At 67.6% G+C, this 21,511-nt stretch carries 19 protein-coding genes and 1 pseudogene; 14 read left to right on the top strand and 6 right to left on the bottom strand.

Annotated features, from left to right (window positions below; all coding sequences use genetic code 11):
- Window positions 1-96 precede the first annotated feature (96 nt).
- Window positions 97-681 (bottom strand): TetR/AcrR family transcriptional regulator, encoded by a 585-nt coding sequence (locus tag H0B43_RS20270; protein WP_185726313.1) that lies wholly within the window; start codon window positions 679-681, stop codon window positions 97-99.
- A 103-nt stretch (window positions 682-784) separates the two neighbouring features.
- Here H0B43_RS20270 and H0B43_RS20265 point away from each other — a divergent pair, with 103 nt between their 5' ends.
- Entirely contained in the window at window positions 785-1,927 is a 1,143-nt protein-coding gene (locus H0B43_RS20265; RefSeq protein WP_185726314.1) for an acyl-CoA dehydrogenase family protein, read from the top strand.
- A gap of 30 nt (window positions 1,928-1,957) precedes the next feature.
- Window positions 1,958-3,145 (top strand): acetyl-CoA C-acetyltransferase, encoded by a 1,188-nt coding sequence (locus H0B43_RS20260; RefSeq protein WP_185726315.1) that lies wholly within the window; start codon window positions 1,958-1,960, stop codon window positions 3,143-3,145.
- On the opposite strand, the gene H0B43_RS40930 is transcribed toward H0B43_RS20260, so the two are convergent.
- Window positions 3,136-3,501, bottom strand: coding sequence for a hypothetical protein (locus H0B43_RS40930; RefSeq protein ID WP_213015200.1), 366 nt, complete (start codon window positions 3,499-3,501; stop codon window positions 3,136-3,138). The genes H0B43_RS20260 and H0B43_RS40930 overlap by 10 nt on opposite strands.
- A 112-nt stretch (window positions 3,502-3,613) precedes the next feature.
- Here H0B43_RS40930 and H0B43_RS20250 point away from each other — a divergent pair, with 112 nt between their 5' ends.
- Window positions 3,614-4,219 (top strand): TetR/AcrR family transcriptional regulator, encoded by a 606-nt coding sequence (locus H0B43_RS20250; protein WP_185726316.1) that lies wholly within the window; start codon window positions 3,614-3,616, stop codon window positions 4,217-4,219.
- Here the strand turns inward: H0B43_RS20250 and H0B43_RS20245 are convergent.
- The gene (locus H0B43_RS20245) at window positions 4,203-5,603 is read right to left on the bottom strand and encodes a phenylacetate--CoA ligase family protein (protein WP_185726317.1); all 1,401 of its coding nucleotides are present in this window, start codon (window positions 5,601-5,603) and stop codon (window positions 4,203-4,205) included. The genes H0B43_RS20250 and H0B43_RS20245 overlap by 17 nt on opposite strands.
- Window positions 5,604-5,796: 193 nt before the next feature.
- On the opposite strand from H0B43_RS20245, the gene H0B43_RS20240 reads away from it, so the two are divergent.
- Window positions 5,797-6,213: a hypothetical protein gene (locus H0B43_RS20240; protein ID WP_185726318.1), complete on the top strand. Its 417-nt coding sequence runs from the start codon at window positions 5,797-5,799 to the stop codon at window positions 6,211-6,213.
- A 249-nt stretch (window positions 6,214-6,462) separates the two neighbouring features.
- Here the strand turns inward: H0B43_RS20240 and H0B43_RS20235 are convergent, their stop codons facing one another.
- Both H0B43_RS20235 and H0B43_RS20230 read right to left on the bottom strand, forming a co-directional pair.
- Window positions 6,463-7,458: a LysR family transcriptional regulator gene (locus tag H0B43_RS20235; RefSeq protein WP_185726319.1), complete on the bottom strand. Its 996-nt coding sequence runs from the start codon at window positions 7,456-7,458 to the stop codon at window positions 6,463-6,465.
- Entirely contained in the window at window positions 7,455-7,979 is a 525-nt protein-coding gene (locus H0B43_RS20230; protein ID WP_185726320.1) for a MarR family winged helix-turn-helix transcriptional regulator, read from the bottom strand. Before H0B43_RS20230 ends, H0B43_RS20235 begins: the two co-directional genes overlap by 4 nt.
- A 117-nt stretch (window positions 7,980-8,096) precedes the next feature.
- Between H0B43_RS20230 and H0B43_RS20225 the strand changes: the two genes are divergently transcribed.
- From H0B43_RS20225 to H0B43_RS42875, 9 genes and pseudogenes are all read left to right on the top strand, one after another.
- A complete protein-coding gene (locus H0B43_RS20225) occupies window positions 8,097-9,251 on the top strand; it encodes an isobutyryl-CoA dehydrogenase (RefSeq protein ID WP_185726321.1) in 1,155 nt (384 codons plus the stop codon).
- A complete protein-coding gene (locus H0B43_RS20220; protein ID WP_252189751.1) occupies window positions 9,248-10,330 on the top strand; it encodes an enoyl-CoA hydratase/isomerase family protein in 1,083 nt (360 codons plus the stop codon). The genes H0B43_RS20225 and H0B43_RS20220 overlap by 4 nt, the downstream gene beginning before the upstream one ends.
- Complete coding sequence (locus tag H0B43_RS20215; RefSeq protein ID WP_185726322.1) at window positions 10,327-11,103, top strand: enoyl-CoA hydratase; 777 nt, start codon at window positions 10,327-10,329, stop codon at window positions 11,101-11,103. The genes H0B43_RS20220 and H0B43_RS20215 overlap by 4 nt, the downstream gene beginning before the upstream one ends.
- 86 nt (window positions 11,104-11,189) lie before the next feature.
- Window positions 11,190-11,957, top strand: a complete 768-nt coding sequence (locus tag H0B43_RS20210) for an SDR family NAD(P)-dependent oxidoreductase (protein WP_185726323.1) — start codon at window positions 11,190-11,192, stop codon at window positions 11,955-11,957.
- Window positions 11,958-12,227: 270 nt separating this feature from the next.
- On the top strand, window positions 12,228-13,133 hold the full coding sequence (mmsB, locus tag H0B43_RS20205; RefSeq protein WP_185726324.1) for a 3-hydroxyisobutyrate dehydrogenase: 906 nt from the start codon (window positions 12,228-12,230) through the stop codon (window positions 13,131-13,133).
- Between the two features lie 18 nt (window positions 13,134-13,151).
- Window positions 13,152-13,736, top strand: a complete 585-nt coding sequence (locus H0B43_RS20200; protein WP_185726325.1) for an adenylate kinase — start codon at window positions 13,152-13,154, stop codon at window positions 13,734-13,736.
- A 103-nt stretch (window positions 13,737-13,839) separates the two neighbouring features.
- Window positions 13,840-15,342, top strand: a complete 1,503-nt coding sequence (locus H0B43_RS20195) for an aldehyde dehydrogenase family protein (RefSeq protein ID WP_185726326.1) — start codon at window positions 13,840-13,842, stop codon at window positions 15,340-15,342.
- Between the two features lie 14 nt (window positions 15,343-15,356).
- Window positions 15,357-16,571 (top strand): CaiB/BaiF CoA-transferase family protein, encoded by a 1,215-nt coding sequence (locus tag H0B43_RS20190; protein WP_185726327.1) that lies wholly within the window; start codon window positions 15,357-15,359, stop codon window positions 16,569-16,571.
- A 188-nt stretch (window positions 16,572-16,759) separates the two neighbouring features.
- A pseudogene (locus tag H0B43_RS42875) lies at window positions 16,760-18,424 on the top strand (PucR family transcriptional regulator); the annotation flags it as partial.
- 94 nt (window positions 18,425-18,518) lie between these two features.
- Here H0B43_RS42875 and H0B43_RS20180 read toward each other — a convergent pair.
- Complete coding sequence (locus tag H0B43_RS20180; protein WP_252189752.1) at window positions 18,519-19,739, bottom strand: IS701 family transposase; 1,221 nt, start codon at window positions 19,737-19,739, stop codon at window positions 18,519-18,521.
- 376 nt (window positions 19,740-20,115) lie between these two features.
- Between H0B43_RS20180 and H0B43_RS20175 the strand changes: the two genes are divergently transcribed.
- Window positions 20,116-21,495, top strand: a complete 1,380-nt coding sequence (locus H0B43_RS20175) for an MFS transporter (RefSeq protein ID WP_185726329.1) — start codon at window positions 20,116-20,118, stop codon at window positions 21,493-21,495.
- Window positions 21,496-21,511 lie beyond the last annotated feature (16 nt).

Here is a 21,511-nt window from a genome sequence, read left to right as displayed (position 1 = left end):
ATGCATGGGCAGAGACACCAGTGAGTACTGGCGACCGCGGCTGGCTGGAACTGCTGCTCGACGACGCTCTTCGCCACCCGAACCCGGTGATGCGGCTCAGGCGCTGATGCCGCCCGTGAGAATGGCGGCGAGTTCGGCGTACGCGTGCGCGTCGTCGAGTCCGGTGCTGTCGCGGACCCCGCGTTGCTGGATGCGCACCATCATGGTGGCGGCGAGGTCGGCGGCGAACGCGGCATGCACGTCGCGGAAGTCCCCGCCGGCGACACCCTCGGTGATGAGCTCCTGCACCCGCGCCGCCGCGAACCGCGTGTTCCGTTCGTACACCTCCCGCGCCGGCGGGAAGGCGTCGAGGTCGGCCATGAACTGGTCGGATGCGGCCGCGAGGGCATTGCCGACGGCCGACAGGTAGGCGGTGATCCGCTCGCGGGCCCCGGTGATCGGCTCGATGCGCGACTCGACGTCGTCGGTCGCGCGGCGGAAGAAGTGCACCGTGGCGGCCCGGACCAGCTGTTCCTTGCTGCCGGCGAGCGTGTACAGCGTCGACTTCGAGCAGCGCAGCCGGTTCGCAATCTCGTCGAGGGTCAGGTGCGCGAACCCCTCGTCCAGGAAGAGGTCGACGAGGGCGTCGAAGAGCTGGGTGCGCCGTCGGGTGGCGAAACCGGGTCGGGTGGGCTGCTCCATGACCGAAATAGTACTGGGAGGCGCCTTGCAGTACTATTCCGTAATCAGTACTGTGGGTCGTAATCCAGTACTGCTTTCCGTAGTCCTTCTGCGAGGAGAAACCGTGGCCGTCGATCGTTTGCTGCCTACTGACGAAGCCCGTGATCTGATCCAGCTCACGCGCGACGTCGCCGACAAGGTCCTGACGCCGATCGTCGACGAGCACGAGAAGTCCGAGACCTACCCCGAGGGCGTGTTCGCCACCCTCGGCGAGGCCGGACTGCTGAGCCTGCCGTACCCGGAGGAGTGGGGCGGCGGCGCGCAGCCCTACGAGGTGTACCTGCAGGTGCTCGAGGAGATCGCCGCCCGTTGGGCCGCCGTCGCGGTCGCGGTGAGCGTCCACAGCCTCGCCTGCCACCCGTTGATGGCGTTCGGCACCGACGAGCAGAAGCAGCGGTGGCTCCCGGACATGCTCGGCGGCAACACCATCGGCGCGTACAGCCTGTCCGAGCCGCAGGCCGGATCCGACGCCGCCGCACTGGCGTGCAAGGCCGCCGCGACCGACGACGGATACGTCGTCAACGGCGCGAAGGCGTGGATCACCCACGGCGGCATCGCCGATTTCTACAACCTCTTCGCCCGCACCGGTGAGGGATCGAAGGGCATCTCCTGCTTCCTGGTCCCGAAGGACACCGAGGGGCTCACGTTCGGCAAGCCCGAGGAGAAGATGGGCCTGCACGCCGTGCCGACGACGTCCGCGCACTACGACGACGCCTTCGTGCCCTCGGAACGACGCATCGGCGCCGAGGGGCAGGGTCTGCAGATCGCTTTCAGCGCACTCGATTCCGGCCGGTTGGGCATCGCCGCGGTCGCCGTCGGTCTCGCCCAGGCCGCGCTCGACGAGGCCGTCGCCTACGCCCAGGAGCGGACCGCGTTCGGCAAGAAGATCATCGACCACCAGGGCCTCGGCTTCCTGCTCGCCGACATGGCCGCCGCCGTCGACTCCGCGCGCGCCACGTACATCGACGCCGCCCGCCGCCGCGACGCCGGACTGCCGTACTCCCGCAACGCGTCCGTCGCCAAGCTCGTCGCCACCGACGCCGCCATGAAGGTCACCACCGACGCCGTCCAGGTGCTCGGCGGCTACGGCTACACCCGCGACTTCCGCGTGGAGCGGTACATGCGCGAAGCGAAGATCACCCAGATCTTCGAGGGCACCAACCAGATTCAGCGTCTCGTCATCAGCCGCACCCTCGCCGCGAACTGACGAACCCACACCCGAAAGGCCTTTTCGCACATGACCACCTCCGTGATCGTCGCCGGCGCCCGCACTCCGATCGGCCGGCTGCAGGGCTCCCTCGCCGGGTTCTCCGGCGCCGACCTCGGCGCCATCGCCATCGAGGCGGCGCTCGGCAAGGCCGGTGTCGCCCCGGACCGCGTGCAGTACGTCATCATGGGTCAGGTGCTGACCGCCGGCGCCGGGCAGATGCCGGCCCGTCAGGCCGCCGCGAAGGCTGGGATTCCGATGAGCACGCCGTCGCTGAACATCAACAAGGTGTGTCTGTCGGGGGTCGAGTCGATCATCCTCGCCGACCAGTTCATCCGGTCCGGCGCGTTCGACGTGATCGTCGCCGGCGGCATGGAGTCGATGAGCCGGGCACCGCATCTGCTGCCCGGGTCCCGGGGCGGCTTCAAGTACGGCGACGTCACCCTCGTCGACCACATGGCCCTCGACGGTCTGCACGACGCGTTCACCGATCAGCCGATGGGCCTGCTCACCGAGGCCGGCAACGACAAGGACGTCATCGCCCGCGAGGACCAGGACGCGTTCGCGGCCCGCTCGCACCAGTTGGCGGCCAAGGCCTGGGACAACGGAATCTTCGACGACGAGGTCGTCCCCGTCGAGATCCCCGCCCGCCGGGGTGAGAGCACCTGGTTGCGCCGCGACGAGGGCATCCGCCCCGACACCACCGCCGAGACCCTGGCGCGACTGCGCGGCGCCTTCCGGGACGGCGGCACGGTGACCGCGGGCAACGCGTCGACGATCAACGACGGCGCGTGCGCCGTGGTGGTGATGAGCAAGGAACGCGCCGAGGCAGAAGGCTTGACCTGGCTGGCGGAGATCGGCGAGCACGGCATGGTCGCCGGGCCGGATTCGGGTCTGCAGTTCCAGCCGTCCGGCGCCATCTCGAAAGCCTGTGACGCAGCAGGCATCTCACCCGCCGAGCTGGATCTGATCGAGATCAACGAGGCGTTCGCCGCGGTCGGGATCGCCTCCACCCGCGAACTCGGCGTCGACCCCGACCGGGTCAACGTCAACGGCGGCGCCATCGCGCTCGGGCACCCCATCGGCATGTCCGGCGCCCGGATCACCCTGCACCTCGCCCTCGAATTGCAGCGCCGCGGCGGGGGCACCGGCGCGGTCGCGCTCTGCGGCGGCGGCGGACAGGGCGACGCGCTGATCCTGCGCGTTCCTCAGGCGTAGGGCGCTCGGTCGCAGTACTCCGCCGCGCGACGGTGCCGCCGGGTGGTCAACCGGATAGACAGGGCCAGCACCCGGGGCACCACGAGATACACCGCGGTGGGAACGACGACGCCGGTGAGCATCAACGCGCGCAACCAGGTGGGCCAGGCGGCCGCACGCGGACCCAGCAACGTCATCGCGGTCATCCCCAGCGTGACGAGCGGGAAGATGGACACCCAGGTGACCGCGACCCTGACGTGGACGGACGGGGCGGCGACCGGGACGGACTCGTGGTGACGTCCAGCCTGACTGCTGCCCCGTACCGCGGTGGGTGCGAGTAGTTCGACCACGGCAGAGGCGAGTGCGAGACATTCCATCCTGCGGCAGCCCTCCTCGAGGAAACTCCAACCATATAGTTGCGGTTTGCAGCGTAGGGGACGGACTGCCCACTTGCAACCAAACAGTTGGAGATTGCCCTAGGATCGGCCCATGGCATGGGACACCGCACGAACCAAGCGACTTCTGCTCGAGGCGGGTGTCACCGAGTTCAGCGCGTTCGGACTGTCCGGTGCGCGCGTCGACCGGATCGCCGAGAAGGCGGGCGTCAACAAGGAGCGCATCTACCAGTACTTCGGGAAGAAGGAAGCGTTCTTCAGTGCCGTTCTCGAGCGCGAACTGGCGACGTCCCTGGCCGCGGTCGCACTCTCCGGTCGCGGGGCCTCGGCCATCGCCGACTACGCCGGCCGCAGATTCGATCACCAGCGCGCGCACCCCGCCTTCTCCCGCCTGCTGTTCTGGGAGGGCCTCGAACTCGAGACACCGGTCGCGGAGGAATCACGGCGGCGGCACGCGCAGTCACTGGTATCCGCCGCCCGGGAGGCGGTGCCCGAACTTTCCGAGACCGCCGCCCAGGATCTGCTGATCAGCGTGATAACCCTCGTCGACGGATGGGTCGCGCTCCAGACCGCGGACCAGCTGTTCACGACCCCGCCGCCGGATCGGCGCGAGCGGGACGCCCGACGACGGGAGTTCGTCGTGATGACCGTCGAGGCGGCGACGCTCGCCGCACTCGATCGGCTCACCGCAATGGGATGAATCGCGGCAGCTTCCCCGTGGCCTGGTGACGTTCGAGACGGTCGACGACCCGGATCGCAATCTTCGGATCGCTCAGACCGTGCCGTCGCACCGCGGCGACTACCAACTGCGTCAACCGGTCCACGTCGGGGGCGCCGACGGCGAGGATGTCCGCGCCCGCTCCGGTCTGCCGGACCTGATATTCGGACACGTGCGGATCCGTGCCGAGGACGTGCCGGAAGACGCTCGCGGGGATCGTGCACGTCGGGAAGCGAAAATCGTCGTCGCGCCGGCCGCCGATGTCGGCCAGGCGCGCGAAGGCGCTTCCGCACGGACACGTGCCGGGCAACCAAGTGACCTGGTCCCCGAGGTCGTAGCGAATGAACGGAAACGTGCGGTTGGCGAGGCCGGTGGCCAGCGTGCGTGCGGCGGGCGCGTCGGGGGCGACCGGCGCCCCGTTCTCGTCGACACGTTCGAGGACGACCTCGTCCTCGCAGACATGGAGCCCCTCGCCGTGCCCGCACCCCACCGCCTGCACCCCGATCTCGGTCGATCCCCACAGGTTGTGCACGGGCACGTTCCACGCCTCGCGAATCGCGTTCCGATCCTCCTCGAGCAGCGGTTCGGAGTTGGTGCTCACCCGCACCGGACTGATGCGCAGTTCACCGGCCACCGCGGCGCGGGCCAGGCGCCCGATCACCGTCGCATAGCCGACGAGGTGGGTGGGTCGCGCGGCCGCCACGGTCGCGAGGACCTCGTCGAACGGTGCGCCCGCCGGAATCACGACCGTGCTCATCCCCGGCGCGGTCGGCACATCGAACAACGGTGTGCTCGCATGCGGTGGACCGCCCGCCGTCAGCACGGCGAGGCGCGCACCCGGCATCGATTGCCCGCGACGCTCCTCCCGCGCCTGCGTCCGCCAGGCCAGGCATCCGGCGGAGACGAAGAAGTCCCAATCCCACACGTACACGCCGCGCACGCCGCTGGATCCACCCGAGCTGAAGATCTGCTGCCCCCCTCGTGTGTACGAAAACCATTGCTGCTCAGCCAGTGTGCGTTCGGCGCCCTGCCGGTCCAGGTCGGCCACCGTGACGATGGCATCCCACTCGTCCTGCGCGTCGCGTTTGGTCATCATCGGTAACCGGGCGAGGTCGGCAACCGTGGCAGAGGAGGGATCGAGACCACGCAATCGGCGCGCGTGAAACGGCGACCGCTCAGCGGCGAAGGCGAGGAGGGCACGCAGCCGCTGGTCTCGGTACCGCTCGATCTGCTGACGCGTCCACTCCAGCCGCGCGACGTGGTCTTCGAGAGCTGCCTGCACCTCATGCAGGTGGGCGGCACGGATGCGCGTGTACACCTCTCGCGCGCCCTCGGCCGAATCGTCCCCGAAGACCGAACGCACCATCGTTGCCCTCCGCATCATACGGTGGTTTTCGCGCGCCAACTTACGGTGTCGAGTCTCGCACAGCTGCGTGGGCGCTGCGGCGAATCCCCGTGAGGGTCGTTCGCTCATCGACTGGAGTCGGGTTTCTTCGAGGTCGAGGGGTCGCTGTGCCGCGTTGAGAGTTTGCGAGCTGTACACGCCGCGTTCCGCGGAGATGGTGAGCAGTCGCAGGCGCAGGTATTCCTCGCGCCGGGTGTCGTGGGAGATGCTCGGCGGCGCGTCGTTCGCCACGCTCGAGCATCGCGACGAGCGGCACCACGAACAGCATCCGGACGGCGATCACCAATGCGGTTGCCGCGAGCCCGATCAGCAGGCCCTGCCCCGACGGCAGACCGGCATCCTGCACCTCGTCGAGGAGGCGCTCGAGGCTCAGACCCATGACGAGGAAGATGGCGGACTCGAGCAGGCGACGAACGGGAGGACGAACGAGACGGCGGTGTTGAGCACCGTGTCGTTGAACCAACCGCGGACCCGCACGTTGACGAGTCCGATGACGGCACCGACCGTGGTCACGACCACCAGCAGAACCGCGAGCCCGCTGATCGCCTTGAAGTTCCGGCGAAAGTCCTGAGCCGGCATGGTGACGGCAGCGGAGGGAGCACCCCGGCGAGGATCCACTCGGGCTCGATCTCGACGTCCGGAACTGCGGGCACGAATCTCAGACCGATTCCGACGACGACGAGACTCAGCGGAGCGGCCGGCCCGAGGCGCTGCGAAAAGGCTGCGACGGCAACGATGCTGGCTACGACCACGCCGCGATCAGCGTCAATTCCATCCGCCGATTGTCCCGCATCGGACGGGAGAGCGGACGACCGACGAGTCACCCGGTCTTCGTGCGGCTCGGCAGCAGTTCGTCTTTTCGCCGGAGGATTTCTTCGTGCAGCACTCGCCGCACAGCCTGCACGGCGGGGTTGGTCAAACTTTCCCGGCGCGCGGCGAGCGAGAAGGCCAGCCGGACGTCGACCGTATCGGCCATGATGCGCCGCAGGTCGGGGTGCTGGTCGGCCATGAATGCCGGCAACAGGCCGATGCCGCCGCCCGCGCGGGTGGCGGAGAGGTGCGCGAAGATATTGGTGGACATGAATTTTGCGGTCACCCCGGGCAGGTGACGCTGGAGGTCGAGGTCACCGACCTGCAACAGGGAATCGACGAAGAAGATCAGCGGATGCGCCGTCAACTCGTCCATCGTGGTCGGCTCACCGTAGTCGCGCAGGTATTCTTCGCTGCCGTACAGACCCAGCGAGTAGTAGCAGATCCGTTCGGACACGAGCCGGCTGCTGATGGGTGTTCCGACCGCGACCGCGATATCGAATCCCGCGGGCTGGAGGTTCAATTGCCTTGTTGCTGTAATTAATTCCACGACGAGGTGCGGGTGGTTCATGCGCAACTTCGCCAGCGCGGGAGCGACGAACATCGGCCCGAATCCGTCCGGAGCGGTGACCCGAATGGTTCCGCGGAGGGGGTTCTCGCTGATGCCGGAGACGACGTCTGCGGTCTCCTGGACGGCCTCCTCGATCAGTCGTGCCTTCTCCGCCACCGACCGCCCGACGTCGGTCAATTCCCAGCCGTCGGCGCTGCGTTGCAGCAGGCGGACTCCCAACGCCTTCTCCAGGGCCCGCACCCGGCGTGAGACCGTGGTGTGGTCGACGCCGAGATCCATCGCGGCCGATCTGCGTCGTCCACTGCGCGCGACCGCGAGCAGAAACCGGAGATCGTCGGACCGGATACTACGGGCATCGATGACGGCGGGCTTGACGGGCGAATTCCCGCCGTCGACTCGTGCTCCCGTGGTTCCCTCCGCGCCGATGCCGGTCATGATGCGGCGCGCTTCGCGTCACGTTGCCCGAGAGGCGAGTTCGGGGGTCTGTCACCGATCGCGGCCTCGGCTGCCGAGCAGGCAATCAACGTGCGCAGATCGACGCTCAGTCGGCGCATGAGGTCCGCGTCCGCCACGGGGACCTGATCGATGGCACGCGCCGCCGACGACGCCGTGCCGCGACCCTTGTCGGTGATCGTCACGAGCGTCTCGCGCCGGTCGGCGCGATTGGTGGCCCGGGTGACCAGACCCGCCCCCTCGAGCCGATCGACCAGCGATCCGATGGTCGTCGGATGCCGATCGAGGGTCCGCCACAGGCGGACCATCGGAACGACGCCGTCGGGAGCGGCACCCACCAGCGCGAGAACTTCGTATCGCGGGAAGGACAACCCCAGCGGGCTCAGCACGGCATCGAGTTGACGCAAGATCGTCTTCTGCGCCTGCAGCACGGCCGCGACCAACGTGGTGGCCGACAGATCCGATGCGTCATCGCACTCCAGCGTGTCGCGAGCAGTGCTCATGGGGCCTCCTCGCCGTTTCCGCCTGCATTCGATGGCAGATGAAAGTACAACTGGATTATTGCATGGATGTCCAACTATAGTACTTCCAACTTACCTGATCTGAAAGGATCGATTCGTATGTTCACGTTGTCCGATGACGAGCGGGCGATTCGCGACACTGCTCGTGATTTCGCGGCCGAGCATCTCGCGCCGTATGCGGTGGAGTGGGATCAGAAGAAGCATTTTCCGGTGGATGTGCTGCGGAAGGCGGCGTCGCTGGGGATGGGCGGGATCTATGTCCGGGAGGATGTGGGTGGGTCGGAGCTGACCCGGGTCGATGCGGCCCGCATCTTCGAGGCGTTGGCGACGGGGTGTCCGTCGATCGCCGCCTACATGTCCATCCACAACATGGTGACCTGGATGATCGACCGGTTCGGCACCGACGAGCAGCGCCGCACCTGGGTGCCGGGGTTGTGTGCGATGGATCAGCTGGGCAGCTACTGCCTGACCGAACCCGGGGCCGGGTCGGATGCGGCGGCGCTGAGCACGAAGGCGGTCCGCGACGGCGACGACTACGTGCTCACCGGGGTCAAGCAGTTCATCTCCGGGGCCGGGGCGTCGGATGTGTATGTGGTGATGGCCCGCACCGGCGACCGCGGACCGCGGGGGATCTCGGCGTTCATCGTGCCGAAGGACTCGGCGGGGCTGTCGTTCGGGCCGAACGAGGTGAAGATGGGCTGGAACGCCCAACCGACCCGGCAGGTGATCTTCGACGGCGTCCGGGTGCCGGCGGCGAATCTGCTCGGTGCGGAGGGCGGTGGGTTCCGGATCGCGATGGCCGGCCTGAACGGGGGCCGGTTGAACATCGCGGCCTGCTCGGTCGGCGGTGGGCAGGCGGCGCTGGACAAGGCGGTCGCCTATTTGGCGGACCGGAAGGCGTTCGGGGCGCCGCTGCTCGAGTCGCAGGCGTTGCAGTTCCAGTTGGCGGACATGCGCACCGAACTCGAGGCCGCGCGGACGTTGTTGTGGCGGGCGGCGGCGGCCCTCGACGAGGGCGCCCCGGAGGTGGTGGAGTTGTGTGCGATGGCGAAGCGGTTCGCCACCGACACCGGGTTCGAGGTCGCGAACCGGGCGCTGCAGCTGCACGGCGGGTACGGCTATCTTGCCGAGTACGGAATCGAGAAGATCGTCCGGGACCTGCGGGTGCACCAGATCCTCGAAGGCAGCAACGAGATCATGCGGGTGGTCATCGCCCGCAGCGTCGTCGCCGGACACGGAAAGGGAGCGGCATGACCGACACCACCACCATGCGGCCGGATGTGCTGATCGACAGCCACGACGGGCTGGGCCGGATCGTGCTGAACCGGCCGAAGGCGATCAACGCCCTCAACCACTCGATGGTCCGGCAGATCGCGGCCGCCCTGGATCGGTGGTCCGGCGATGATGCGGTGCGGGCGGTGCTGATCACCGGCGCCGGGGACCGCGGGTTGTGCGCGGGCGGGGACATCGTGTCGATCTACCACGACGCGCAGGACGGCGGCACCGGGTCCCGGGAGTTCTGGCGCGACGAGTACGTCCTCAACGCGGTGATCGCGAACTATCCGAAACCGTATGTGGCGATCATGGACGGCATCGTGATGGGCGGCGGGGTCGGGGTGTCGGCGCACGGCAGCGTCCGGATCGTGACCGAGCGGTCGATGATCGGGATGCCCGAGACCGGGATCGGGTTCGTCCCCGATGTCGGGGGCACCTTTCTGCTGGCCCGCACCCCGGGCGAGTTGGGTACCCACATCGCGTTGACGACGGCCCGGCTCAGCGCCGGCGATGCGATCGCGTGCGGGTTCGCCGACCACTTCGTCCCGTCGGGGAAGATCACCGCATTCATCGAGGCGTTGGCGTCGACGTCGGTGCAGGAGGCGCTCGACGCGTACGCCGAGCCGGCCCCGGCGTCGGAGTTGCTGGCCCAGCAGGGCTGGATCGACGCCGCGTATTCCGCCGACAGTGTCGCGGAGATCGTGTCCCGGCTCGAGAACAGTGCGGTGCCGGAGGCGGTGAAGGCGGCCGGGCAGGTGCGGTCGAAGTCGCCGACCGCGTGCGCGGTGACCCTGGCCTCGTTGCGGCGGGCGCGGCGGGCGGGCAGCCTCGAGGAGGTCCTCAACGACGAGTTCCGGGTGTCGGTGGCCTGCCTGAACTCCCCCGACCTGGTCGAGGGCATCCGGGCGCAGGTCGTCGACAAGGACCGCAACCCGCAGTGGTCACCCCCGTCCATCGACGACGTGCACGACGACGACGTCGCACAGTTCTTCACACCACTCGGAGACCTCGAACTCGGTCTCCCCCACCCCACCACGACGACCGGAGCACAGCAGTGACCGACTTCGAGACCATCCTCCTCGACCGCAAGGGACGGGTCGGGATCATCACCCTCAACCGTCCGAAAGCACTGAACGCGTTGAATTCCCAACTTCTCCGTGAACTCGTCACGGCGATCGAAGACCTCGACGGCGACAGCGAGATCGGTGCCATCCTCCTCACCGGATCCGACCGCGCCTTCGCGGCCGGCGCGGACATCAAGGAGATGCAGACCAAGACGTACATGGACGTCTACCTCTCCGACTTCTTCTCCATCGGAGATCGCATCGCCGCAGCCCGCAAACCGATCATCGCCGCGGTCGCCGGCTACGCCCTCGGCGGTGGGTGCGAACTCGCGATGATGTGCGACATCCTCCTCGCCGCCGACACGGCCAAGTTCGGTCAGCCCGAGATCAAGCTCGGTGTCATCCCCGGCATCGGTGGGTCGCAGCGCCTCACCCGCGCCGTCGGCAAGGCCAAGGCGATGGAACTGTGCCTGACCGGCCGGAACATGGACGCCGAGGAAGCCGAACGCGCCGGACTCGTCGCCCGCATCGTGCCCGCCGCCGACCTGTTCGACGACGCGCTGCAGACCGCCACGACCGTCGCCGAGATGTCGCTGCCCGTCGCGATGATGGCGAAGGAAGCAGTCAACCGCTCCTTCGAGACCACGCTCACCGAGGGAATCCGTTTCGAGCGCCGGGTGTTCCACTCCACCTTCGCCACCGAGGACCAGAAGGAAGGCATGACCGCGTTCGTCGAGAAGCGGTCGCCCGCCTTCACCCATCGGTAGTTCGGCGTCGTCACTCGTTCCGGACCAATACCCGTGTGGTCGACTGAAGTAGTCGACCTGTACCGACAGTAGGAGAAACCTCAAAGGTGAAGATCGCACATTCCGCCGCCGTGGTCACCGGGGCCGCCTCGGGCCTCGGTGCCGCCACCGCCAAGCGCCTCGCCGACGCCGGTGCCACCGTGTTCGGACTCGACCTGCCGCAGTCCATCGAGCGCGCCGGTGACAACGTCCCCGACGGCGTCACCCTCCTCGCGACCGACGTCACCAGCGGCGACGAGGTCCAGGCCGCGATCGACAAGATCGTGGAATCGGCTGTGCCGCTGCGTATCGTCGTCAACTGCGCCGGTGTCGGCTGGGCGAGCAGGATCCTGTCGAAGAAGGGTCCGCACGACCTCGAACTGTTCCGCACCGTCATTACGGTGAACCTGCTCGGCACGTTCAACGTCATGCGCCTCGCCGCCGACGCGATCGCGAAGACGGACACCGTCGACGAGTCGGGGCAGCGTGGCGTCGTCATCAACACCGCGTCCGTTGCCGCGTTCGAGGGCCAGGTCGGACAGATCGCGTATTCGGCGTCGAAGGGTGGCGTGCACGGCATGACCGTTCCCGCCGCCCGCGACCTGGCGCAGTTCGGGATCCGGGTCAACACCATCGCCCCCGGCATCGTCGACACCCCGATGCTCGCCGGCGTCACCGACGAGTACCGCCAGGGTCTCGAGGCCGGAGTGCCGTTCCCGTCGCGGCTGGCCCAGCCCGCCGAGTACGCGAAACTCGCTCAGATGATCGTCGAACACGACTATCTCAACGGTGAGACCATTCGTATGGACGGTGCCTTGCGCATGGCGCCGCGGTAGGCGGCTCCGCCGCCCGTGCGCCTTTCTGGTTGCTCCAGCTACCAAAAGGGCGCACGGGGCGCGAAGCGCCCTACCTGCGGCGATGCAAAAATGCGCCACCCCGTTGCAAAAGAGATGATTCCCCCGCCCGTACGTCCACGGCACACTGGCATTCAGCCCCGCTGCGCAACTGAGCACGGCCAATCCTGTTCTGAGACTTCTGCAATTCGTCGTTTCCCGATCACGATCCGGCTGCAGCACTCTCGGGCGCCACACTGCTAGGAGGACACGATGAGCAAGATCGCCTTTCTCGGTCTCGGGAACATGGGCTTGGGCATGGCCACGAACCTGGTGACCGGTGGTCACACGGTCACCGGCTTCGATCCCGCGCCGACCGCGGCGGAGAAGGCGGCCTCGCGCGGCATCACGCCGGCGGCGTCCGTCACCGATGCCGCGCGGGACGCCGACGTGATCATCACGATGCTGCCGAGCGGCAAGCACGTGCTCGACGTATACGCCGATCTCGTGGCCGCCGCAGCACCCGGCACCCTCTTCCTCGACTGCTCGACCATCGATGTCGCAGACGCGCGTTCGGCCGCAGATCTGGCCGTGAGCGCCAGCCATCGGGCCGTGGACGCCCCTGTCTCCGGTGGCACCGGCGCCGCCGACGGCGGAACCCTCACCTTCATGGTCGGGGGCCCGGCCGAGTCGGTCGACCACGCCACCCCCTTCCTCGAGGTCATGGGGGCCCGCATCGTCCGGTGCGGCGACTCCGGCGCCGGCCAGGCGGCGAAGATCTGCAACAACATGATCCTGGGAATCTCGATGATCGCGGTCAGCGAGGCGTTCGCGCTCGCCGAAAAGCTCGGGTTGACCGATCAGGCCCTGTTCGAGGTCTCGTCCACCGCCTCGGGTCAGTGCTGGGCGTTGAGCACGAATTGCCCCGTCCCCGGTCCGGTTCCGACGAGCCCGGCCAACCGCGACTACGCGGGTGGCTTCGCGAGCGCCCTCATGCTCAAGGATCTTCGGCTGGCACAGGCCGCGGCTTCGGACAACGGCGTAGACACCGTCCTCGGGCGGCGGGCGGCCGAACTCTACGAGCAGTTCGTCACCCACGACGGCCCCGGTCGCGACTTCTCCGCGATCGTGACGGCCATTCGCTCCGGTGCGCTCGGCTCCGAACCGGCGCAGTCGTAACCACGAAAGGAACCGCTCGTGCGCATCGTCCTCATGGGTCCTCCCGGAGCGGGTAAAGGAACTCAGGCACAACGGCTCTCGGCCGCACTCGATCTTCCGCACATCTCCACCGGCGACCTGTTCCGCCACAACATGGCCGTCGGCACCCCGCTGGGGCAGACCGCGAAGTCGTACATCGATGCCGGTGAACTCGTACCGAGCGATGTCACCGTCGACATGGTGCGCGAGCGCCTCTCCGACGGCGACGCGGCGTCAGGATTCATCCTGGACGGGTTCCCGCGGACCGTGGAGCAGGCGATCGCCCTCGACGACATCCTCAACGATCAACTGAGCCAACTCAATGCGGTCCTCGATTTCGTCGTCGAGGACGAGGAGGTGGTCACCCGGATGTTGGCACGCGGTCGTGCCGACGACAACGAAGCGGTGATCCGCAACCGTCTCCGGGTCTACCACGGCGAGAATCAGCCTCTGCTCGCCCATTACGCCCCCATCCTCGTCCAGGTGCAGGCCCACGGCACCGTCGACGACGTTCACCAGCGCGCCATCTCCGGTCTGCACCCGTGGGCGTTGTCCGACACCGGCAACGCAGACCCCCGTTCCTGACGTTCACCAGATTTTCCGTTCCGGTTCGCCCCGTGCGACGGAGCACCACAGACCGTTACCACCCGCTTTCGATTCCGCGCAGCGGATCTCAAGGAGCCCCACCATGACCTCTACCCAAACCTCCGTAACCGAACTCGGCATTCCCGAGGCCCGCGACTACCCGATGTTCGTCGACGGCGCGTGGGTGGAAGCGCAGTCCGGCGAGTGGACGGACGTGACGACCCCGGTCCTGCGTGAGCACGTCATCGGCCGGGTTCCCTCCTCCGACGCGGCGGACGTCGATCGCGCGGTGCGCGCCGCGCGTCAGGCGTTCCCGCAGTGGCGTTCGCAGCATTTCACCGCCCGTGCCCGAGTCCTGGCGCAGATCGCCGACGCCATCGACGCCCGCTCCGAGGAGCTCGCTCGCCTCACGGCGCTGGACACCGGCAACGCGCTGCGCACCCAGGCCCGCCCCGAGGTCACCACCCTGGCGAACCTGTTCCGCTACTTCTCCGGCGTCGCCGGCGAGATCAAGGGCACCGTACTGCCCGCCGGGGACGACCAGCTGCAGTACTCGCGGCAGGAGCCGCTCGGCGTGATCGGCTGCATCCTGCCGTGGAACTCCCCGCTGATGATCGCCGGCTTCAAGATTCCCGCCGCCCTTGTCGCCGGTAACACCGTTGTCGTCAAGGCCGCCGAGGCTGCCCCGCTCAGCGTCCTGCTGCTCGCCGAGATCTGCGCCGAGTACCTGCCCGCCGGTGTCCTCAACGTCATCACCGGATCCGGCCGGGTTGCCGGTGAAGCACTCGTGCAGCACCCGGCCGTCGACAAGGTTTCCTTCACCGGGTCCACCGAGGTCGGCCGCCACGTGGCCCGCGAGGCCGGCGGCCGCCTGGCGCACGTCTCCCTCGAACTCGGTGGCAAGAATCCCTCGATCGTCTTCCCCGACGTCACCGTCGACGACGATTTCATCAACCAGCTGCTGCTCTCGACGCGCGTACACCGGCAGGGCCAGAGCTGCACCGCCGGCTCCCGCCTGTTCCTGCACCAGGACATCTACGACCAGGTCCTCGACCGGCTCGTCACCACCCTGGACGGCCTGACGGTCGGCAACCCGCTGGACGAGGCCACCGACATGGGCGCGATCATCAACGACAAGCAGTTCGCGTCGGTGTGCGGATTCCTCGACGACGGACTGAGCTCGACGAAGGTCTCCACCGTCCTCGACGGCTCCCCCGGCAAGGTCGGCAACTCCGACGGCTACTACATGGGCCCGACCGTGTTCTCGGGCGCCGACAACTCCTGGCGTCTGTCGCGGGAGGAGATCTTCGGACCCGCGCTCGTCGCGATCCCGTGGACCGATCACGCCGACGTCATCGCGATGGCCAACGACTCCCACTACGGCCTCGCCGCCTACGTGTGGACGCACAACCTCGACCTCGCCCTGTCCACCGCGCACGCCCTGGAAACCGGCTGGGTGCAGGTGAACCAGGGCGGCGGCCAGATGGTCGGCCAGTCCTACGGCGGATACAAGCAGAGCGGACTCGGCCGTGAGGTCTCCCTCGAGGGCATGATCGCCGGCTTCACCCAGACCAAGCAGGTCAACGTGCGCCTGCGCACACTCTGAGAGGGCAACGCATCATGACTGTCGGACCACTCAGCGACATCCTCGTCCTCGACCTCTCCCGCGCATTGGCCGGCCCGATCGCCGCGATGATGCTCGGCGACCTCGGCGCCCGCGTGATCAAGGTCGAAGCACCCGGCACCGGCGACGACTCCCGCACCTGGGGGCCGCCGTTCGTCGGACCCGACGACGACCCCCAGTCGTCGTACTTCATGTCGGCCAACCGGAACAAGGAATCGATCGTCCTCGACCTCAAGACGGAGGACGGCAAGGACGCGCTGCGACGGCTGATCCGCCGCGCGGACGTCCTGATCGAGAACCTCCGGCCCGGCGCATTCGACCGCCTCGGGTTCCCGGCCGACGTGCTCGAAGAACTGAACCCGCGGCTGATCACGTTGTCGATCACCGGGTTCGGGCACGACGGTCCGGAAGGATCGCGGCCCGGCTACGACCAGATCGCCCAGGGCGAGGCCGGGCTGATGTCGGTCACCGGAACCCCGGACGGTGAGCCCACCCGCATCGGCGTGCCGATCGCGGACGTGCTCGCCGGCGTCCACGGGACCGCCGGCGTGTCGGCGGCGCTGGCCAACCGGGAGAAGACCGGCAAGGGCATGGTGGTGCGCACCTCGCTGCTGGCCGCGGCGGTCAGCGCCCACACCTTCCAGGGCACCAAGTGGACGGTCGGCGGCCAGGTCGCCCAGCGGTCCGGCAACCACCACCCGCAGATCGCCCCGTACGGGTCGTTCCGGTGCGGGGACGGGTTCGTGCAGATCGCGGTCGGCAGCGAGGCGATCTGGGCCAAATTCGCGCCCGTCGCCGGGTTGTCGGCGAACGATCCGCAGTTCAGCGTCAACCGGGACCGGGTTGCCAACCGCGACAAGCTGATCGCCGCCATCGAAGCGGATTTCACCAACCGCACCCGAGCCGACGTGCTCGCCGCCCTCGAATCTGCCGGCGTGCCTGCGGGATCGATCCGCACCATCGACGAGGTCTACGAGTGGGAGCAGACCCGCAGCCAGGGACTGCTGCTCGAAGTCGAGCACCCCGTCGTCGGTCCCGTGCAACTGCCCGGCCCGTCGCTGCGGATGGAGAACGCCGACGGCCAGTCACTGGTGCGGACCGAGCATGCTCCCCCGCCGGTCCTCGGGCAGCACACCGAGGAAATCCTCGACTGGATCGGCACCAGCGACACCGCGGACCCCTACGACACCCGGGTTCCCGCCCAGGCGTAGCCGGTTCGTGCCGGTGCGGGTGACGCCATCCCGCACCGGCACGTCGCGTGACCCATTTCCGAGTCGCCCCTGAGGCGAGACCCTTGCCGTATCCGCCCACGGGAATTATGGTCAGTCCAAATGCCGGAGCGGCTGTCACCGGACGGTGACGACTCGCCACCTCGGTGCGCCTGATCGGGAGAGGAGTCATGACTGCACATCTGCCGACGATCCCGCCGTATCTGCGCCTGCTCGACGAACTGCTCAGTCGCACAGCATCTCAGTCCGGGTTCGCGTCCGCGCGTGTGCTGGTGGAAGACGGGGCCCGTGGTTTGTTCATCCCCCTTCCATTCAGCGGATCCCGAGCCCCCGGACTACGGGTGCCTCCGGGCGAACCGCTCGTGTGCCGAGCGTTGAAGTCCCCCGAGCCGGTCTTCGGCGGGGGTCAGGAACTGGCAGGTAGCTGCTTTCAGGATTCCGCGCGGATCGTGGTGCTTCGGCTGTCCGATGCCCGATCGGATCCCGTCCGGATCCTTCTCCTCACCGACCCGGGGCCCGATGCCGAGTTCACCACCGTGCATTCTGCTGCGCTCGACTCGATCCGCTCGCTGGTCGATTCCGCAGCGGCTACCGTCCTCGACGCCGAGGAGCAGCGCCGTCGCAGGCGGGACCTCGAGCACGGCAGACTGCTGACCGACGAGCGTGCCGCGGTGGTCGAGCGACTCGACGATGCAGTCGCCGTTGCCGACACCATGTCCGCGATCGTGAAGGTCTGCGCGGAGTTGACGGGGAAGTCCGTGGTCCTGTTCGACCGGCGGGAGCGAACGATCGCCGCTGCCGGTCCACACTCGACTGGGCGAACGTCGATGCCCACGCTCGCAACAATTCTCCAGTCCTACCCGTCGGACGCGGCTGCGGGATCGAAACCCGTCGTGCTCGCCGCCGGAGCGTCGACCGAGATGATCCGCCGAAAGATCGTCACCCGGATTGCCGAGCGGGGTGAGCATTTCGGCTGGCTCGTGATCGATGAACATCCGACGCCGCTCCGCCCGACGGACGAGTACACCGCGGCGCGGTGTGCACGTCGTATCGGCGCCCAGTTCCTGAGCCAACGACGCATCGCCCGCGTCGCGTGGAACGCGAAGTCCGCGTTGACTCGACAACTGATCCTCGGAACGGGCGCTCACGAGGATCTCGCGGCGAGCGGTGAGTACCTCGGCGTCGATACCGAGGCACACCGCGTGCTGGTATTCGTACAGGCTCCGGACGGGGAGCGCGAGGGATTCGATCAAACGATCACCGAACACATCGAGCGTTCCCTCGGTGTCGAGGTGCTGTCGACCCGGGGGTCGGAAGGGGTGATCCTATTGGTCGAAGCCTCGAGCGATGTCGCGTCCGTGATCGTGGTATCGCACGTCAAGGATGCGCTCACTCGCGCAGCAGCGGCGGTGTGCCGGTCCCCGGGAATGATCGCCGGTGTGTCATCGGTATGCGAACCGGCCGGACTCTCGCGCGCATACCGTGAGGCCCGCGAAGTCGTCCAGTGCGCCGACCGCTTCACCCCACCCGCGACGCACCGGATCCTCGCGGTCGACGATCTGGGCCCGGCCCGGGTGTTTCTGGCCAACGGTGACCTCGACGCCCTGCGGCGGTTCGTCGGCGACCTCCTCGGACCTCTCCTCCGGGATGCGCCCGGAACGGACGATCTGCTGCGTACCGTGCAGTGCTGGTTCGACGCCGGCCGGAGTCCTCGTGGTGCCGCACGCCGTCTCGGCATCCACGAAAACACCGTGCGACTTCGCCTCTCGCGCGTACACGCCGTGACGGGCCTCGACATCGTCGGAGACGCTGCGGATCAGTTGAGCATCCAGACCGCGTTGCTGATTCTCCGCTTCCAGGGCCACCCCGCGCTCGATGTCGTCGAGGAAACGACCACGACGGCCGGCGAGGACGTCGACGTGCTCTGTCTCACCACCACGGTGCGACCGCGTTCGGCCGGGAACGCACCGGCCTCACATGCGACACCTCACCCGCATTCCGGTCCGCCGTCTTCGCCTCCAGGATCGACAGGTACGCCGCCGCCACCATCGACAGGGTGACGTGTCGATACCACGCTCTGTACCCGCGGACCTGATAGTCCGCGAGACCTGACTTCTCCCGTGCCGCGCGGAGGCACCCCTCGACTGCCCGATGCCCATCGGCTATCCGGGCGAGTTCGGACAGGATGCTGCCGACCGGCCCGAAACACAGGTGATAGGTGACGTCGGACTGATCGGTGATCAATCGTCCGGCCAGTAACCAGCTCCCGTGCCGCTGTCCGGACCTGTGCAAGTCGACGGCCGCCCAGTCCCGAACGCGATGTCCGGTGGCTCCGTCACCGTGACTGAGCCGGTGCCACACCGTCTCCGACAGTTCATCGATCACAGCATCGACATTGCGGACCTGCAGGTTCGCCGTGGTCACCCGGCAGTCGCCTGGAACTTCGACGATGTGGGGAACACCGCGCTCCTCCAGCCATCTCCGGAGAGGTTCCGACCGGCCATAGGTCGCGCCGGCCGTGACCCAGACGAACGGCACCCCCGCGTCGAGGGCCCGGTCGATCATCGCCCGCGCCAAGTCGGCCGGGCTCTCGTATTCCACCGAATCGTCGATACCCGCTGTCCGGCAACGGTTCCGGTCATCTGTCCATTCCCTCGGCAGGTACAGCTCGCGGTCGATCAGGCCCACGCCCGCCTCGGATGCGTACGCCAGGAATATGCCGGACTGGGCGTTTTCGGCCCGCCCGCTCTCCTCCGACACCCGAGGGGCCGCCCCCGCAGACCGGCTGCCTCGCTTGCGGAAACACAGGTCGCCGACGATCAGCCGACCCTGCCAGACATCGCCGACCGCCTGGACCACCACCTCGCGCGTGTCGTCGCGCACGCCGTCCTCGTCCCAGGATGCCGCGTTCAGCAACCGTTGCATGCCCTCCGGGCCGGCTTCTCCCGCCGCGTCTGCCTGCGTCCACCCGTTCTTGCGCCAGGCGCCATCCAGCAGTCCGTATACGTACGCCGTCATCCGTCGACGGGGCTCGACGCGGGGGAATCGAGCGGCGAATTGCGCACAGAAGACCGCGAACCCCCGCGGGAGGGCACGCGCCGTTCCGCCGTCGCGACTTCCGGCGTCGTGCGCCGAACTCGATTCGTTCATCACGATCTGTCGTTGTAGTGCATTCGGCGTAGTTTCGGAACACCCCGCCACTACAGGTGATGTCGAGCACTCAACAGCTCGGATGCATGCGTGAGCGCCCCACCAGCCCCACCGGCCTCACAAGTTGAGACCGAAGCGCGAATCTGCTCACCGACAGGACGGATTCGCTAGTACTGCATCCACCACTGATTGGCAAGCATCCCCGCCGGGCCGCGCTGTCGGCAACCACAGCGCCGATTCACCCGCGAAACCGGTAGGGGCCGGGCAGAGCGTTGTACTGCCATTCCCGTCGTTCTTATGGTTCGCGGTGACGTCGTCACTTCCGCTGGGATCTGCACCCAGTCCGCGATTTCCCCCTCAGAAGGTTCAGGTGACCATGGACAACCACCCTCGGCGAAACCCCGCCGAACAGACAACCGACTACGCTCCCGGTTCGAGCATTTCGCGAAAGATCTCGTTCCGGATCGTTCCGATGTTGTTTCTCGCTGCGTTGCTCAGCTATGTGGACCGCACGAACATCGGTGTGGCCAAACTGCAGATGCAGACCGATCTCGGCCTCTCCGAAGCCGCTTTCGGCCTCGGCGCCGGAGTCTTCTTCATCGCCTACGTCCTCTTCGAGGTTCCCAGTAACATCGCACTCCACCGCATCGGGGCCCGGATCTGGATTGCCCGCATCATGATCACGTGGGGCCTGGTCACAGCCTTGATGTCGCTGGTCGAGAACATCTGGATGTTCTACGGGATGCGCTTCCTCCTCGGCGCCGCAGAAGCCGGCCTGCTACCGGGAGTGGTCTACTACCTCACGCGATGGGTACCGTCGGCGAACCGGGGACGGATCCTCGGCTTGTTCTTCCTCGCCATTCCCGTCGCCTCGGCGGTCGGGTCGCCCCTGACCAGCACTCTCATGTCGCTCAACCCGTGGGGTCTGGCCGGATGGCAGTTCATGTTCATCGCCGAAGGCCTGCCCTGCCTGCTGCTCGCCGTCGTCATCGTCAAGTTCCTCCCGAACGAGCCCGGCGACGCGCGTTGGCTCACTACCTCTGAAGCGCAGTGGCTTACCGACACGATCAGCCAGGAGGATCCCACCGATACCGACGACGGCACCAGTCGTCCGCATTGGTCGGACGGGCTGAAGAACTACCGAGTCCTCATGCTCGCTGCCGTGTACTTTTCGATGGTCGTGCCCATCTATCTCATGGGCTTCTTCCTCCCGTCGATCATCAAGGAGATGACCGGCGGCACCGTCGGCACCACCGGGATCGGTTACCTGGCCGCGGTGCCGTATGTCTTCACGGGAATCGCCATGGTGCTGATCTCCCGGAGTTCGGACCGCACCCAGGAACGCATGTGGCACTTCGTCGTTCCGACCCTGGCCGGAGCCTGCGCATGGGTGATCGCTGCCGCTACGGTGTCCTCCAGCCCGTACATCGCAGCGATCGCGATCTGCGTCGGCACCATCGGTTCGATGGCCACCATCCCGACGTTCTGGACCACCGCACCGAAGATCGTCTCCGGCGCCGCCGCAGCGTCAGGGATCGCGTTGATCAGCAGCATCGGCAACATCGGCGGGTTCGTCTCGCCGTACATGTTCGGCATCATCCGCGACGCCTTCCCGGGCGAGGCCGGCAACAGGCTGTCGTTCCTCGTCGGCGCGATCGTCCTCGGCGTCGGCGGCCTGATCATGATCGCCGTCTCGAAAACCCTTCGCACGAGCACCCCAATTCACTCGAACACCAAACAGCTGCAACACGACTGAGCGCACAGACAGACCC

The organism is Rhodococcus sp. 4CII, assembly GCF_014256275.1.
Taxonomy (GTDB): Bacteria; Actinomycetota; Actinomycetes; order Mycobacteriales; family Mycobacteriaceae; genus Rhodococcus_F; species Rhodococcus_F wratislaviensis_A.
Note: the sequence above shows the minus strand (reverse complement) of the source record. Positions and strands in the feature narration are given on the sequence as shown.